Origin of the sequence: Xanthomonas sp. NCPPB 3005, assembly GCF_041228095.2 — a bacterium.
In the GTDB taxonomy this organism is placed as follows: Bacteria; Pseudomonadota; Gammaproteobacteria; order Xanthomonadales; family Xanthomonadaceae; genus Xanthomonas_A; species Xanthomonas_A bonasiae.
Map to the genome: position 1 here is coordinate 4,479,151 of NZ_CP166096.2, position 14,347 is coordinate 4,493,497.

Sequence of the window (14,347 nt, forward strand, 5' to 3'; positions counted from 1 at the left end):
CACCGGGAGAGGGGTTGGTGTGAGGGTACGGCGCGAAGCGACTCGCGGAGTTGGGTGCACGAGGCTGCGCCCGGACCCTCGTCCGCCCCTACGGGTCACCTTCTCCCGATGGGAGAAGGGAACGGCCGCGGCGTGCTTTAGCCCCTCTCCCACCGGGAGAGGGGTTGGGGTGAGGGGACGGCGCGAAGCGACTCGCGGAGTTGGGTGTACGAGGCTGCGCCCGGACCCTCATCCGCCCCTGCGGGGCACCTTCTCCCGAGGGGAGAAGGGAACAGCCGCTAGCCCCTCTCCCGCCGGGAGAGGGGTTGGGGTGAGGGTCCGGCGCGAAGCGACTCGCGGACTTCCGCTAACCGGCGAAAAAATGCTCGTAGCCGCGCCGCGGCGGCTGCCACGGCTGACCGTCCGCGTCGCGCACGACGATGCCGCCGCCGGCGACGATGCGCCCGATCGGCGTCGCCTGTTCGCCGATCGCCTGCAATGCCTGCACGATCGCCGCGCGTTGCGCCGGCGCGGCGGTGAAGCACAGCTCGTAGTCGTCGCCGCCGCCCAGTTGCCAGGCGTGCACCTGCGCGGCGCTCGCCTCCGCCGGCGCGGCGACCACCGGCAACGCGGCCAGCCACAGTTCGGCGCCGACGCCGCTGCGCGCGCAGATGTGGTCCAGGTCGGCCAGCAGGCCGTCGGAAATGTCCACGCAGGCGTGCGCCAGGCCGCGCAGGCGCCGCCCGGCCTGCACCCGCGGCGACGGCCGCAACAGGCGCTGGCGCAGATGCTCGTGGACGGGATCGGCGGCGGCACGGGCCACATCCAGGCGCCCGGCCTGCCACAGCGCCAACGCCGCGGCAGCCTCGCCCGGACGGCCGCTGACCCAGATCTCGTCGCCCGGCTGGGCGCCGTCGCGGCGCAGCGCCGCGCCGGGCGCCACGCTGCCGATCGCGGTGACCGACAGCGACAGCGGCCCGCGCGTGGTGTCGCCGCCGGCCAGCACGATGCCGTGCGCATCGGCCAGCGCGAAGAAGCCGTCGGCGAAGGCGTCGATCCAGCGCGCATCCTCGTGCGGCAACGACAGCGACAGCGTGCACCAGCGCGGCTGCGCGCCCATCGCGGCGAGGTCGGACAGGTTCACCGCCAGCGTCTTCCAACCGATATCGGCAGGCGCGGTCTCAAGCGGAAAGTGCACACCGGCGTTGAGCGTGTCGGTGGTGATCGCCAGCTGCTCGCCCGGCGGCGGCTGCAGCAGCGCCGCATCGTCGCCGATGCCCAACGGCACGTCCGCATGCGTCCCGATCCGGGCACGCAGGCGATCGATCAGATCGAATTCAGGCATTTTGGGAGCCGGGATTGGGGATTCGGCATTGGGGATTGGCGACAGCCAGGCCACAGCCGTGGCTCGGGAGGGAATGCAGCGCCTGCGAATCCCCAATCCCAAATGCCCAATCCCGCGCCGTTAGGCGCCCGCGCCACCCGACTCCACCGTGCGCCATTCCAGCGCGGCGCGGTCGAGCACGCCGTTGACGTAGGTGTGGCCGTGTTCGGAGCCGAAACGCTTGGCGGTCTCGATGGCTTCGTTGATCACCACGCGGTACGGCACGTCGTGGCGGTGCAGCAGTTCGTAGGCGGCCAGGCGCAGCACCGCGCGCTCGATCGCGTCCACTTCCTCGACGGTGCGGTCGAGGTAGCCGACCAGCGCCGCATCCAGTTCGGCGCGGTGCTTGAGCACGCCTTCGACCAAGTTCTCGAAGTAGACCAGGTCGGCGATCTCGTGCGCCTGCTCGTGCGCGAACTGCGCGATCACGTGCTGCGCGGTGCCGCCGGCGATCTGCCAGGCGTAGATCGCCTGCAGCGCACGCCGGCGCGCGCGCGAACGCAGCACCGGATCGACGCCGTCGCGGCGGACATGCTTGTGGCCAGCGGGCTTGTTCATGGCAGCAGCTCCAGGAGATTGACCATTTCCAGCGCGGTCAGCGCCGCTTCCTCGCCCTTGTTGCCATGGCTGCCGCCGGCGCGCGCCTCGGCGTCCTCGACCTGCTCCACCGCCAGCACGCCGTTGAGCACCGGGATGCGGAAGTCCAGCGACACCCGCAGCAGGCCTTCGGCGCAGCCATCGGCCACGTGTTCGTAGTGGCGGGTGTCGCCGCGGATCACGCAGCCCAGCGCGATGATCGCCGCGTGCTGGCCGGCGGCGGCCAGGCGCGCGGCGGCCAGCGGCAGTTCCCACGCGCCGGGCACGCGGATCACGTCCACCGCGTCGTCGGCGATGCCGTTGCCGGACAGGCTCGCGCGCGCGCCGGCGACCAGCACGTCGGTGATGCGCGCGTTCCAGCGGCTGGCGATGATCGCGAAACGGGCCGCTTCGGGAGCGCGGAGGTCGCCTTCGTAGTGGGTCATGGCGGTGGCAGGTTCAGTGGGTGGGAGAGTTTAGCAGGCGGCGTGTTCCGGGCTCGGGCCCCGGAAGCGCTTGCAGCGCCGATAGCGAAGCAGCGTAAGCGAATCAGCCTTTCCCGACTCCCGACTCCCGACTCCCCAATCCCGGCTCCAACTCCACATGCTCCACCACCTCCAGCCCGAACCCGGCCAGGCCGACCTGGCGGCGCGGCGTGCCCAGCACACGCAGCTTGCCCAGGCCCAGGTCGGCCAGGATCTGGCTGCCGGCGCCGTTGCGACGCCACTGCCCCACGTCCTTGCTGTTGGCGGCCACGTCGGGCTGCTTGCGCAACCGCGCCAGCAGCGCCTGGCTGTCGCGCGGCGCCGACAGCACCACCATGACCCCGCTGTCGGCCGCGGCGATCGCGCGCAGCGCGTCGCTGGCAGCCACGCCGAAATCGTCGCGGCGCCAGTGCAGCAGGTCGGCCAGCGGGTTCTCCACCTGCACCCGCACCAGGGTCGGCGTTTCGGCGTCGGGAGTGCCGCGGACCAGCGCGAAATGCAGGTCGTGGGCGATGCGGTCGCGGTAGGTGACCAGGGAGAAGCTGCCGAACTCGGTCTCGATGGGGCGCTCGTCGATGCGCTCGACGGTGTGCTCGGTGGCCAGGCGGTAGGCGATCAGGTCGGCGATCGAGCCCATCTTCAACCCGTGCAGGCGCGCGAATTCCTCCAACTGCGGGCGCCGCGCCATGCTGCCGTCGGGATTGAGCACTTCCACCAGCACCCCGGCCGGTTCCAGCCCCGCCAGCAGCGGCAGGTCGCCGGCCGCCTCGGTGTGGCCGGCGCGGGTCAGCACGCCGCCGGGCTGGGCGATCAGCGGGAAGATGTGGCCCGGCTGGCTCAGGTCGTGCGGCTTGGCGTCGGGTTTGACCGCGGTGCGCACGGTATGCGCGCGGTCGTAGGCCGAAATGCCGGTGGTCACGCCCTCGGCGGCCTCGATGCTGACGGTGAAGTTGGTATGGAACTGCGCGGTGTTGTGCTGGACCATCGGCGCCAGCCCGAGCTGCGCGCAGCGCTCGCGGGTCAGCGACAGGCACACCAGGCCGCGCGCATGGGTGACCATGAAATTGATGTCCGAGGGCTTGACCAGCTCGGCGGCCATGATCAGGTCGCCCTCGTTCTCGCGGTCCTCGTCGTCGACGATGACCACCATGCGGCCGGCGCGGATTTCCTCCAGCAGTTCGGGGACGGGGGCGAAGTTCAGGCTAGGGGCGGTGGATGGCGACATGAGGGACTCGCAGAAGACGGAAAGCGCCGCGCGCCGCCGCGGGCAGCGGCGACGGCACGGCAGACGACGGGAAGGCGCAGGTCAGTCCTGGCGGCCGTGCAGCAGGCGTTCGACGTAGCGCGCGACCAGGTCGATTTCCAGGTTCACCGCCGATCCCACCGCGGTGTGCGCGAACGCGGTGTGCGCCACCGTGTGCGGGATCAGCGCCACCTCGAAGCCGGCAGCGTCCACTTCGTTGACGGTCAGGCTGACCCCGTCCACGCAGATCGAGCCCTTCTTGGCGATATAGCGCAGCAGCGCCGGCGGCGCGGCGAAGCGCCAGCGTTGCGCGCGCGCGTCCTCGTGGATCGACAGCACGCTGCCGAGGCCATCGACATGGCCGCTGACCAGATGCCCGCCGAGCCGGTCGGTCGGACGCATCGCCCGCTCCAGGTTCAGCGCCGCGCCTTCGGCGAGCGCGCCGAGCGTGGTCAGGGACAGGGTTTCGGTGGACGCATCGGCCTGGAACGACGCCGCGTCGAAGGCGACGACGGTCAGGCACACGCCGTTGACCGCGATGCTCTCGCCGAGCTGCACGTCGGCGAACGGCAGGCTGCCGGTGGCAAAGGTGAAGCGGATATCGCCGCCCTGCGGCTGGCGCGCGGCCAGGCGGCCGACCCCTTCGATGATTCCGGTGAACATAAACGTTTCTCGCAAGCATGGTGAGCGAAAAACGCCACAAGGCAAACAGGCACGCGCACAGCCGCAAGGCTGCGCGAAGGCCGTCTTCTTTCATCCGGACTATACCGTCGGCTCCGGCATCTGACCGGATCTGCTGACCTTGCGTCCCCGAACCGCACCTGCGTGCCGGCCCGACGACCCAAGCGCTCGCGGGCTCGTGCGCGAACGCACCTACCGCCGGTGGGGAATCGCACCCCGCCCTGAAGACGTTTGTGGTTGCCGGCGAACCGGCTCGCGCATTCTAGCAGGGGTGTTCGGCGCGACGAGCGTCCATCCCTGCAATGCCGATAGGACGCTGCATCGCGTCGGGAAATCCCTGATGGTCTGTCTTGTGAAAAATCGGTTAAGGTGCGCGCCGCGACGGGAGACGTCGCTTTTTTTGCCTCGCAACGAGGCAAAGACACGGACATCAATTCGGAGAGAAGCACTCAATGCGCAACACCCTGATTCTTGCTGCCATGCTGGCGGCCGCCCCGTTCGCCGCTCACGCCGAAGGCCTGAGCTATACCTATGTCGAAGCTGGCTACTCGCGTCTGGATCCGAAGTCGGACGATCTCGATGGCGCCTACGTCCGCGGCTCGTTCGCCATCGCCCCGCAGGTTTTCGTTTTCGGCGGCTACACCCGCGTCACCGACACCCAGCGCTACTCGATTTTCGGCGATGGCAGCAACGACTTGAACGAAAAGTACATCAGCAGCGATGCCGAGCTGGGCATCGGTTACCACATGGAACTCACCGAGAAGCTGGACTTCGTGACCGATGCTGCGTTCCAGCGCAGCGAAGCGGAAATCAAGTCGAACTTCCTCGGCGACCGACAGACGGTAAAGGGCCACGCCAACATCGGCCAGGTCACCGCCGGCGTTCGCGGCAAGCCGTCGGCACGCACCGAAGCCTGGATCAAGGGCGGTTATTTCGACAGCAATGCGCTGGACCAGGGCAAGTTCCTCGGCGTGCTTGGCGGCCAGGTCAACTTCACTCGCACCTGGGGCCTGGTCGCCGAATTCCAGTTCGTCGAGCACAGCAACCAGGGCTGGCTGGGCGTCCGCGCAAGCTTCTGATCGCTGCGCAAGCATCACCTGGAAAGGTCCCGCACGGGACCTTTCTTTTTGGCGCGCGACCGGCCATCTGCGACGCAACGTCGGTCGCCCGAAACGCGGAGCCGCCGCGACCACACGCTGCTTTCAGGCGTCCGTCGCCGCCGGCCGCAGCAGCAGGCGCAGGTCATCGCCGATCTGGCGCGTCTCCAGCAGCTGCAGCGGCACGCGCTGCGCCATCGTGTCGATGCCCAGCCCGGCCAGCAGCGGGCGCGCGGCGTCGCCGAGCAGCAGCGGCGCCAGGTACAGCAGCAGCTCGTCGACCAGGCCGGCGCGCAGCAGCGCACCGCTCAGGGTCGCGCCGGCCTCGACCTGCACCTCGTTGATGCCGCGCGCGGCGAGCAACTGCAGCACCGCGCCCAGATCGAAGCGGCCGGCCTGCAGCGCGACCGCGGCGAACTCGACCCCGGGCAGCGATGGCGGCGCCACGCCCGGCGCATGCAGGTACAGGGTCGGCGCCGCGGAGTCGCGTACCTTGGCCTGCTGCAGCGTGCGCAGCTGCGCATCCAGCACCACGCGCAGCGGCGGCACGACCTCGGCGCCGTCGTCCAGGCGCACGCTCAGCGACGGGTCGTCGGCCAGCACGGTGCCGGCGCCGGTGAGGATCGCCCCGGCGCGCGCGCGCCAATGCTGCACGTCCTGGCGCGCGGCCGTGCCGGTGATCCATTTCGATTCGCCGCTGGCCAGCGCGGTGCGCCCGTCCAGGCTGGCGCCGAGCTTGACCCGCAGCCACGGCCGGGCGCGTTCCACCCGCGACAGGAAGCCGCGATTCAGCGCGCGCGCCTGCGCTTCCATCAGTCCGAAGCGAACCTCGACGCCGGCCTCGCGCAGCAGCGCGAAACCGCCGCCGTTGACCTGCGGAAACGGATCGGCCATCGCCGCCACCACCCGCGTCACCCCGGCTTCGATCAGCGCCAGCGCGCACGGCGGGGTGCGCCCGTAGTGCGCGCACGGTTCCAGGGTCACGTAGGCGGTGGCGCCGCGCGCGCCCGCGCCGGCGGCGCGCAGCGCGAACACCTCCGCATGCGGGCCGCCTGCGCGCTGGTGGAAGCCCTCGCCCACCACGGCGCCGTCGCGCACGATCACGCAGCCGACCATCGGATTGGGACGCGTGGTGTAGGCGCCGCGCTCGGCCAGGCGCAGCGCCTGCGCCATGTGCCGATGATCGTCGGCGGAGAAATGGCTCATGACGTCCGCGCTCATGACGTTCGCGCTCACGACGTCCGCGCTCATGCGGTCTGCGCCGGTGCCGCCAACGCGCCGGCGTCGATGCGCATCACCGTCACCTGCAGCGGGCCCAGCGGCAGCTGCACATGCGGCTGCCAGCCCAGGCCTTCGTAGTACGGCACCAGCCGCGGTTCGCAATACAGATACAGATACCCCACCTGCAGCCGCGCCGCGGCCTGCACGCAATGCGCGACCAGCCTCGCGCCGACGCCGCCGCTGCGCGCCTGCGGGCGCACGTACAGCGTCGCCAGCCACGGCGAGAACTGGCGGATGCGCGCGTCGTCGTTCTGCAGCAGGCTGACCGAACCGAGCCAGTCGTCGCCCTCGAGCGCGATCCAGCTGGTCGGGATGCGGCTGTCGCAGCGATGGCTGCGCAGGTCGGCCTCGGCATCGACCACGTTCCACTCCGGCAGCATCTCGCCGAAGGCCTGCAGGTGTTCGCGGGCCAGCGCCGGAATGTGCTGCGGCGCCTCGGCCAGGCAGACGATGCGCATGCCGCCCTCAGCGCTTGCCGGACTTGTCGCCCGGCTTGTCGGCGCGGACCAGCTCCAGCAGCGGCAACTGCTCGCTGCCCACCGGCAGCTCGCGCTCGAGCTTCTCGATCTCCTCGCGGAAATCGGCCACGTCCTGGAAGCTGCGGTAGACCGAGGCGAAGCGCACGTAGCCGACGTGGTCGAGCTTGCGCAGCTCGGCCATGACGTACTCGCCGACGCGGATCGACGGCAATTCGCGCTCGCCGGACATGCGCAGCTGGTGCACCACCGCGCGCACCGCCGCCTCGATCTGCTCCTCGGCCACCGGCCGCTTCTGCAGCGCGCGATCGAAGCTGGTGCGCAGCTTGCGCGCATCGAAGGCCTCGCGGCCGCCGTCGCTCTTGATCACCGTCGGCAGCTTCAGCTCGATCGTCTCCAGCGTGCTGAACCGTTCGCCGCACGCCTCGCACTCGCGGCGGCGACGGATCGTCGCGCCGTCCTCGGACACCCGCGAATCGATCACGCGGGTGTCGGTGTGCTGGCAGAAGGGGCAGTGCATTCAGAGTGCCGGGAATAGAGAAAGGAGAATGGAGAATGGGAACGTCAACGGCAGCAGCTTAGCGCTTCTGACCATTCCCGATTCCCCATTCCCGATTCCCGTTTCAGCCATACACCGGATACTTCCTGCACTGCGCGGTCACCGCGTCGCGCACGCGGGCGATGACCGCGGCGTCGGCCGGGGCGTCGAGCACGTCGGCGATCCAGTTGGCCAGGTCGATGCTGTCCTGCTCCAGGTAGCCGCGGGTGGTGATGGCCGGGGTGCCCAGGCGCAGGCCCGAGGTCACGAACGGCGAGCGCGGGTCGTTGGGCACCGAGTTCTTGTTGACGGTGATGTGGGCCTTGCCCAGCGCCGCTTCCGCGTCCTTGCCGGACACGTCCTTGCCGATCATGTCGACCAGCATCAGATGGTTCTCGGTGCCACCGGAGACGATCTTGTAGCCGCGCGCGATCAGGGTGTTGGCCATCGCCTGCGCGTTCTTCACCACCTGCTGCTGGTAGTCCTTGAACTCCGGCTCCAGCGCTTCCTTGAACGCCACCGCCTTGGCCGCGATCACGTGCATCAGCGGACCGCCCTGGATGCCCGGGAACACGATCGACTGCAGCTTCTTGACCAGGTCCTCGCTCGCGCCCTTGGCCAGGATGATGCCGCCGCGCGGGCCGCGCAGGGTCTTGTGGGTGGTCGAGGTGACCACGTGCGCATGCTCCAGCGGGCTCGGATACACGCCGGCGGCGACCAGGCCGGCCACGTGCGCCATGTCCACGAACAGCACCGCGCCGACCTTGTCGGCGATGGCACGGAAGCGCGCCCAGTCGATCTTCTGCGAATACGCGGAGAAGCCGGCCACGACCATCTTCGGCTTGTGCTCCAGCGCCAGCCGCTCGACTTCGTCGTAGTCGATCAGGCCCTGCTCGTCGACGCCGTACTGCACCGCGTTGAACAGCTTGCCGGAGACGTTGACCTTGGCGCCGTGGGTCAGGTGGCCGCCGTGGGCCAGCGACATGCCCAGGATGGTGTCGCCGGGCTGCAGCAGCGCCAGGTACACCGCCTGGTTGGCCTGCGAACCCGAATGCGGCTGCACGTTCGCGTAGTCGGCGCCGAACAATTGCTTGACCCGGTCGATCGCCAGCTGCTCGGCGATGTCGACGAATTCGCAGCCGCCGTAGTAGCGCTTGCCCGGGTAGCCCTCGGCGTACTTGTTGGTCAGCTGGCTGCCCTGGGCTTCCATCACCAGCGGGCTGCAGTAGTTCTCGCTGGCGATCAGCTCGACATGGTCTTCCTGGCGGCCGGCTTCGGCGGCGATGGCCTGGGCCAGTTCGGGATCGTAGGTTTCGATGCGGGCGGCACGCGGGAACATCGGGTCTCCAGGGGCATGGACAAAAGGCAGACCGCTAGTTTAAGCCCCGCGCAGGGCCGGCGGCGAACCAAAACGACGACGGCCTCCCGAAGGAGGCCGTCGTGGCGTGCCATGCGATCCGGATCAGCGGCCGTTGAGCACCAGGTCGGCGATGATGCCGCTGGCGATGGCGACCATCAGCAGGTTGCCGCGGTCGTCGCGCACCCAGCGGTAGCCGTACGGCGGGCGCCGCACCTGGTAGCGGTCGTAGTCGTAGACCACGTAGTTGGGACCGTAGTAGCGCTGGCCGCGCGCCCACGGCGGCGGACCCGGACGGTAGTAGACGACGTCCGGACGGCTGCGATACCCGTCGCGATAGCCCTGGCTGTAGTAGCGGCGGTCGTCGTGGCGTTCGCGTTCGCGCCAGTAGCGGTCGCGATCGCGGTCGCGCCGGTCGTAGTCGCGCCGGTCGTGATCGCGGTCGTGCCAGCCGCGCGGATCGCGGTCGTCCCAGCCGTCGCGGGCGAATGCGGCGGGCGCCATGAAACCCAGCGCCAGCAGGGACGAAAGGGCAAGGGTGGCAATGCGTTTGATGTTCATGGCTGCTCCGTCACTTTTGGTGTCACGACTGCATTAATGCGCTTGTCGTCTGAACCGCTTCCTGCTGGAACCGGTTACGTATTCAGCTTTCCCGAAACGGGTAAGCGCGCATTACGTTTCGGCCCTCTTTTTCCTGTCCACAGCGGCGTTTCGACGTGATCGGCGCCACCGGCGCGGGCCAATCCGCCGCAACCCGCACGCAGCCACCACCTGCGCCTCCCAGCCCTCTGGTCCCGGACTGCGCACCTGCGCTCAGTGGCGATGGGCCGGCGCGGCGACCTCGGCCGCCTGCGCATGCAGTTGCAGCAGCGCGACCCGCGCCACCTCGTCGGCAGGCAGGTACACCACCAGGCGATTGCCGTTGCGCGGCGCCGACCACCAGTTGACCTGCTGCAGGCGCAGTTCGCCCGCCTGCGGGTGGCGGAAGCGCTTGAGCTGGTTTTCCACCCCGCGCACCTCGCGCCGCTGCTGCCACAAGGCGTCGAACTCGGGCGAGGCGGCGCGGTAGCGCGCCAGCAGGCGCTCCCAGGCCGGCTCGCCCAGGTGCTCGCCCATGGCGGCGCGCAACAGCGCCACCATGTGCTGCAGGACGTTGTCCCGATCGGCCAGGCGGGCGCGCCAGTGCGGGTTGGTGAACGCCTGGTAGACGCAGTTGCGGTCGGCGTCCGGCAGATCCGCCAGGGTCACCCCCATCAGCCGCTCGAAGGCCGGATTGGCGCCGAGGATGTCGAAGCGCGGACTCTGCAGCATCGCCGGCCAGGGGCCGAGCTGGTCGAGCAGCATGCGCCCGGTGTCGGTCAACTGCTCGCACAGCGGCTGCAGCCGGGGCGCCGCATCGCCCAATCCGGCCAGCGCCAGCACGTGGCCGGTTTCCACCTCCGAGCACTGCAAGGCGCCGGCGATGGCGGTCAGCACGCGTGCGGAGGCGCGCACCGGCCGTCCCTGTTCGAGCCAGGTGTACCAGGTGACGCCGACGTCGGCGAGCGCGGCCACCTCCTCGCGGCGCAGGCCCGGCGTGCGGCGCCTGCCGGCACGCGGCAGGCCCAGCCGCGCCGGATCCAGGCTCTCGCGGCGCGCCCGCAGGAAGGCGCCGAGCGCGCGCGCGCGTTCGGCCGCCAGCGCAGTACCGTGCGCGGCAACGGCGCCACCGCCCGCCGCGTCGGTCATGGGATTCACCCGATCAATCAACATCTTGCTGTTCTCCCTGCTCCACCGCAGCGATCCCAGCCCCAGGCAGGAAGCGCCAATACCAGGATAAATAACTACTTGTACCAGTTTAAGCGGTCCGGATACTGCGCGCCATGACCACCTCCTCCGCTCCCGCCGCCACGCCCCATTCCCTCGATCGCCTCGACCGGCAGCCGCCTGCATGCGTCTGCCCCAGCGCCTCGCCGCCGACGCTGGGCGCCTGGGGCCTGGCCATCCTGCTGCTCGGGCAGATGCTGCCGCTGATCGATTTTTCCATCATCAACGTCGCCCTGGGTTCCATCGCCCACACGCTGCACGCCTCGGCGACGGCGCTGGAACTGATCGTGGCGGTGTACGGCGTGGCGTTCGCGGTGGGCCTGGCCGCGGGCGGGCGGCTGGGCGACAACCTGGGCCGGCGCCGGGTGTTCGCCGCCGGCGTGCTGCTGTTCGCGGTGGCCTCGCTGCTGTGCGGACTGGCCGGGTCGGTGCCCGCCCTGCTCGCCGGCCGCGTGCTGCAGGGCCTGGGCGCGGCGCTGGCGGTGCCGCAGATCCTCGCCACCATCCACGTCAGCCTGCGCGGCGCGGCGCATGCGCGGGCGCTGGCGCTGTACGGCTCGCTGGGCGGAATCGCCTTCGTCATCGGCCAGGTGCTGGGCGGCACCCTGGTCACGGCCGACATCGCCGGTTCCGGCTGGCGCGCCATCTTCCTGATCAACCTGCCGTTCTGCGTGCTGGCGCTGGCGGGCCTGCGCGCGGTGCCGGAGACGCGCGCGGCGCGGCGGATGCCGCCCGACCTGGCCGGCGCCGGGTTGCTGGGGCTGTTCCTGGCCTGCCTGCTGCTGCCGCTGGCGCTCGGCCCCACCCTGCATTGGTCGGCGCCGTGCCTGGCGGTGCTGGCCGCGAGCGTGCCGTTGCTGGCGGCGCTGGCCCGCACCGAAGCCTGGCAGCAGCGCCGTGGCCGCGTGCCGCTGCTGCCGCCGGCGCTGCTGCGCCTGCCCAGCGTGCGCTTCGCGCTGCTGCTGGGCGGGGTGTTCTTCGCCTGCTGGAGCGGCTTCATGTTCGTGCTCGCGCTGACCTTGCAGTCCGGCGCCGGGCTGTCGCCGCTGCAGTCGGGCAATGCCTTCATCGTGCTCGGCGCGGCGTACTTCTGCTCGGCGCTGGTCAGCGCGCGCGGAGTGGCCCGGTTCGGGCTGCTGCCGACGCTGCTGATGGGCTGCATGGTGCAGATGCTGGGCCTGCTCGCGCTGGCGTGGACCTTGCACGCGGTGTGGCCGCATCCCGGCTGGCGCGCGCTGGCGCCGGCGACCGCGCTGATCGGCGCCGGACAGGCGTGGATCGTGGCCTGCTTCTACCGCATCGGCCTGTCGCAGGTGCCGACCGAACATGCGGGTGCGGGCAGCGCCATGCTCTCCACCGTCCTGCAGGCGGCGATGGGCCTGGGCCCGGCGGCGCTGGGCGCGGTCTACGCGCACGCGCGCGGCGGCGGCAGCCTGGCGGCGATGCAGGCGGCACTGGGCAGCGAGTGGCTGGCGATGCTGCTGCTGGTGGCGTGCACGCTGGTCTACCGGCAGCGCCAGCGCCGCCAGGTGCAGGCCGCGGCCGCCTGAACCCGACCGCGCCGGTACCGCGTCGGTACGCGGCGCATGCGCGCCGGCCGCCGACGTGCCTGCGCCGGTGCCGCTATAATCGCGGACATCCATTTCGCGCCTTCCGGCCCCGGCCGGCGGGCGTCCTGCGCCTTCCGGAGACCCCATGTCGCAATACATCTACACCATGAACGGCGTCAGCAAGACGGTGCCGCCGAAGCGCCAGATCATCAAGGACATCTCGCTGTCGTTCTTCCCGGGCGCCAAGATCGGCCTGCTCGGCCTCAACGGCGCCGGCAAGTCCACGGTGCTGAAGATCATGGCCGGCGTGGACACCGATTTCAGCGGCGAAGCGCGCCCGCAGCCGGGCATCAAGGTCGGCTACCTGGCGCAGGAGCCGGAGCTGGACCCGGCCAAGACCGTGCGCGAAGCGGTCGAGGAAGGCGTCGGCGAAGTGCTGCAGGCGCAGGCCGCGCTGGACAAGATCTACGAGGCCTATGCCGAGGAAGGCGCCGACTTCGACAAGCTCGCCGCCGAGCAGCAACGGCTGGAAGCGATCCTGGCCGCCGGCGATGCGCACCTGCTGGAACAGCAGCTGGAAGTGGCCGCCGACGCGCTGCGCCTGCCGCCGTGGGACGCGGTGATCGGCCCGCTGTCGGGCGGTGAGAAGCGCCGCGTGGCGCTGTGCCGGCTGCTGCTGCAGAAGCCGGACATGCTGCTGCTCGACGAACCGACCAACCACCTGGACGCCGAGTCCGTCGAATGGCTGGAGCAGTTCCTGGCGCGCTACACCGGCACCGTGGTGGCGGTGACCCATGACCGCTACTTCCTCGACAACGCCGCCGAGTGGATCCTGGAACTGGACCGCGGCCGCGGCATCCCGTGGAAGGGCAACTACACCGACTGGCTGATGCAGAAGGAAGAGCGCCTGAAGCAGGAAGACAACCAGGAGAAGTCGCGGCAGAAGGCGATCCAGAAGGAACTGGAGTGGTCGCGGCAGAACGCCAAGGGCGGCCGCACCAAGGGCAAGGCGCGTCTGGCGCGCCTGGAAGAACTGCAGTCGGTCGATTACCAGCGCCGCAACGAGACCAACGAGATCTTCATTCCGCCGGGCGAGCGCCTGGGCAACGCGGTGCTCGAGTTCAAGCACGTCACCAAGAAGTTCGGCGACCGCCTGCTGATCGACGACCTCAGCTTCCTGGTACCGTCCGGCGCCATCGTCGGCATCATCGGCCCCAACGGCGCCGGCAAGTCGACGCTGTTCAAGATGATCATCGGCAAGGAGAAGCCGGACTCGGGCGAGATCGTGCTCGGGCCGACGGTGAAGCTGGCCTACGTGGACCAGAGCCGCGACAAGCTGGAAGGCAACCACAACGTGTTCCAGGAAGTCTCCGGCGGCCTGGACATCCTCAACATCAACGGCGTGGAGATCCAGTCGCGCGCCTACCTGGGCCGTTTCAACTTCAAGGGCCAGGACCAGCAGAAGCTGGTCGGCAGCCTGTCCGGCGGCGAACGCGGCCGCCTGCACATGGCCAAGACCCTGCTGCAGGGCGGCAACGTGCTGCTGCTCGACGAACCCTCCAACGACCTGGACATCGAGACGCTGCGCGCGCTGGAAGACGCGCTGCTGGAGTTCCCCGGCAACACCTTCGTGATCTCGCACGACCGCTGGTTCCTGGATCGCATCGCGACCCACATCCTGGCGTTCGAAGGCGACTCGCACGTGGAGTTCTTCCAGGGCAACTACCGCGAGTACGAGATCGACAAGCGCCGCCGCATGGGCGACGACGCCGGTCCGAAGCGGCTGCGTTTCAAGGCGCTCAAGTAAGCGAGCGCGGAACGCGCAGATGCACCTTGCCACGGCCCGCGCACAGCGGGCCGTGTGCATTCCGGCGCTCGGGTTCTCTCGGCCGCC

The 14,347-nt window shown here is 70.0% G+C and carries 14 protein-coding genes and 1 riboswitch; of the genes, 3 read left to right on the top strand and 11 right to left on the bottom strand.

The window, feature by feature from the left end; genetic code table 11:
* Window positions 1–346: 346 nt before the first annotated feature.
* From thiL to AB8810_RS19445, 5 genes are all read right to left on the bottom strand, one after another.
* Window positions 347–1,324 (bottom strand): thiamine-phosphate kinase, encoded by a 978-nt coding sequence (gene thiL / locus AB8810_RS19425; RefSeq protein ID WP_206256676.1) that lies wholly within the window; start codon window positions 1,322–1,324, stop codon window positions 347–349.
* A 120-nt stretch (window positions 1,325–1,444) separates the two neighbouring features.
* Entirely contained in the window at window positions 1,445–1,921 is a 477-nt protein-coding gene (gene nusB, locus AB8810_RS19430; protein WP_179568429.1) for a transcription antitermination factor NusB, read from the bottom strand.
* A complete protein-coding gene (gene ribH, locus AB8810_RS19435; protein ID WP_179568431.1) occupies window positions 1,918–2,385 on the bottom strand; it encodes a 6,7-dimethyl-8-ribityllumazine synthase in 468 nt (155 codons plus the stop codon). Before ribH ends, nusB begins: the two co-directional genes overlap by 4 nt.
* Window positions 2,386–2,488: 103 nt before the next feature.
* Window positions 2,489–3,625 (bottom strand): 3,4-dihydroxy-2-butanone-4-phosphate synthase, encoded by a 1,137-nt coding sequence (gene ribB, locus AB8810_RS19440; RefSeq protein ID WP_179569399.1) that lies wholly within the window; start codon window positions 3,623–3,625, stop codon window positions 2,489–2,491.
* A 105-nt stretch (window positions 3,626–3,730) separates the two neighbouring features.
* The gene (locus AB8810_RS19445; RefSeq protein WP_369914586.1) at window positions 3,731–4,330 is read right to left on the bottom strand and encodes a riboflavin synthase; all 600 of its coding nucleotides are present in this window, start codon (window positions 4,328–4,330) and stop codon (window positions 3,731–3,733) included.
* Between the two features lie 78 nt (window positions 4,331–4,408).
* Window positions 4,409–4,581: riboswitch (FMN riboswitch) on the bottom strand.
* Window positions 4,582–4,800: 219 nt separating this feature from the next.
* Between AB8810_RS19445 and AB8810_RS19450 the strand changes: the two genes are divergently transcribed.
* Window positions 4,801–5,427 (top strand): hypothetical protein, encoded by a 627-nt coding sequence (locus AB8810_RS19450; protein WP_369914587.1) that lies wholly within the window; start codon window positions 4,801–4,803, stop codon window positions 5,425–5,427.
* Window positions 5,428–5,550: 123 nt separating this feature from the next.
* Here AB8810_RS19450 and ribD read toward each other — a convergent pair whose 3' ends face one another.
* From ribD to AB8810_RS19480, 6 genes are all read right to left on the bottom strand, one after another.
* Complete coding sequence (gene ribD / locus AB8810_RS19455) at window positions 5,551–6,666, bottom strand: bifunctional diaminohydroxyphosphoribosylaminopyrimidine deaminase/5-amino-6-(5-phosphoribosylamino)uracil reductase RibD (RefSeq protein ID WP_369916687.1); 1,116 nt, start codon at window positions 6,664–6,666, stop codon at window positions 5,551–5,553.
* A 26-nt stretch (window positions 6,667–6,692) separates the two neighbouring features.
* The gene (locus AB8810_RS19460; RefSeq protein WP_369914588.1) at window positions 6,693–7,184 is read right to left on the bottom strand and encodes a GNAT family N-acetyltransferase; all 492 of its coding nucleotides are present in this window, start codon (window positions 7,182–7,184) and stop codon (window positions 6,693–6,695) included.
* Window positions 7,185–7,191: 7 nt separating this feature from the next.
* Window positions 7,192–7,722, bottom strand: coding sequence for a transcriptional regulator NrdR (gene nrdR, locus AB8810_RS19465; RefSeq protein WP_009576486.1), 531 nt, complete (start codon window positions 7,720–7,722; stop codon window positions 7,192–7,194).
* A 103-nt stretch (window positions 7,723–7,825) separates the two neighbouring features.
* Window positions 7,826–9,079, bottom strand: coding sequence for a serine hydroxymethyltransferase (glyA, locus tag AB8810_RS19470; RefSeq protein WP_369914589.1), 1,254 nt, complete (start codon window positions 9,077–9,079; stop codon window positions 7,826–7,828).
* A gap of 123 nt (window positions 9,080–9,202) precedes the next feature.
* A complete protein-coding gene (locus AB8810_RS19475) occupies window positions 9,203–9,658 on the bottom strand; it encodes an RcnB family protein (protein ID WP_179568441.1) in 456 nt (151 codons plus the stop codon).
* A 252-nt stretch (window positions 9,659–9,910) separates the two neighbouring features.
* Complete coding sequence (locus tag AB8810_RS19480; RefSeq protein ID WP_369914590.1) at window positions 9,911–10,825, bottom strand: helix-turn-helix transcriptional regulator; 915 nt, start codon at window positions 10,823–10,825, stop codon at window positions 9,911–9,913.
* A gap of 134 nt (window positions 10,826–10,959) precedes the next feature.
* On the opposite strand from AB8810_RS19480, the gene AB8810_RS19485 reads away from it, so the two are divergent.
* Window positions 10,960–12,453, top strand: a complete 1,494-nt coding sequence (locus tag AB8810_RS19485; RefSeq protein ID WP_369914591.1) for an MFS transporter — start codon at window positions 10,960–10,962, stop codon at window positions 12,451–12,453.
* A 145-nt stretch (window positions 12,454–12,598) separates the two neighbouring features.
* On the top strand, window positions 12,599–14,260 hold the full coding sequence (gene ettA, locus AB8810_RS19490; RefSeq protein WP_179568447.1) for an energy-dependent translational throttle protein EttA: 1,662 nt from the start codon (window positions 12,599–12,601) through the stop codon (window positions 14,258–14,260).
* Window positions 14,261–14,347: the final 87 nt, after the last annotated feature.

Bases quoted from the DNA above. Each gene is read 5' to 3' on its own strand.
- thiL (WP_206256676.1), bottom strand. From the start codon at position 1,324: ATGCCTGAATTCGATCTGATCGATCGCCTGCGTGCCCGGATCGGGACG.
- nusB (WP_179568429.1), bottom strand. From the start codon at position 1,921: ATGAACAAGCCCGCTGGCCACAAGCATGTCCGCCGCGACGGCGTCGAT.
- ribH (WP_179568431.1), bottom strand. From the start codon at position 2,385: ATGACCCACTACGAAGGCGACCTCCGCGCTCCCGAAGCGGCCCGTTTC.
- AB8810_RS19445 (WP_369914586.1), bottom strand. From the start codon at position 4,330: ATGTTCACCGGAATCATCGAAGGGGTCGGCCGCCTGGCCGCGCGCCAG.
- AB8810_RS19450 (WP_369914587.1), top strand. From the start codon at position 4,801: ATGCGCAACACCCTGATTCTTGCTGCCATGCTGGCGGCCGCCCCGTTC.
- ribD (WP_369916687.1), bottom strand. From the start codon at position 6,666: ATGAGCGCGGACGTCATGAGCCATTTCTCCGCCGACGATCATCGGCAC.
- AB8810_RS19460 (WP_369914588.1), bottom strand. From the start codon at position 7,184: ATGCGCATCGTCTGCCTGGCCGAGGCGCCGCAGCACATTCCGGCGCTG.
- nrdR (WP_009576486.1), bottom strand. From the start codon at position 7,722: ATGCACTGCCCCTTCTGCCAGCACACCGACACCCGCGTGATCGATTCG.
- glyA (WP_369914589.1), bottom strand. From the start codon at position 9,079: ATGTTCCCGCGTGCCGCCCGCATCGAAACCTACGATCCCGAACTGGCC.
- AB8810_RS19475 (WP_179568441.1), bottom strand. From the start codon at position 9,658: ATGAACATCAAACGCATTGCCACCCTTGCCCTTTCGTCCCTGCTGGCG.
- AB8810_RS19480 (WP_369914590.1), bottom strand. From the start codon at position 10,825: ATGACCGACGCGGCGGGCGGTGGCGCCGTTGCCGCGCACGGTACTGCG.
- AB8810_RS19485 (WP_369914591.1), top strand. From the start codon at position 10,960: ATGACCACCTCCTCCGCTCCCGCCGCCACGCCCCATTCCCTCGATCGC.
- ettA (WP_179568447.1), top strand. From the start codon at position 12,599: ATGTCGCAATACATCTACACCATGAACGGCGTCAGCAAGACGGTGCCG.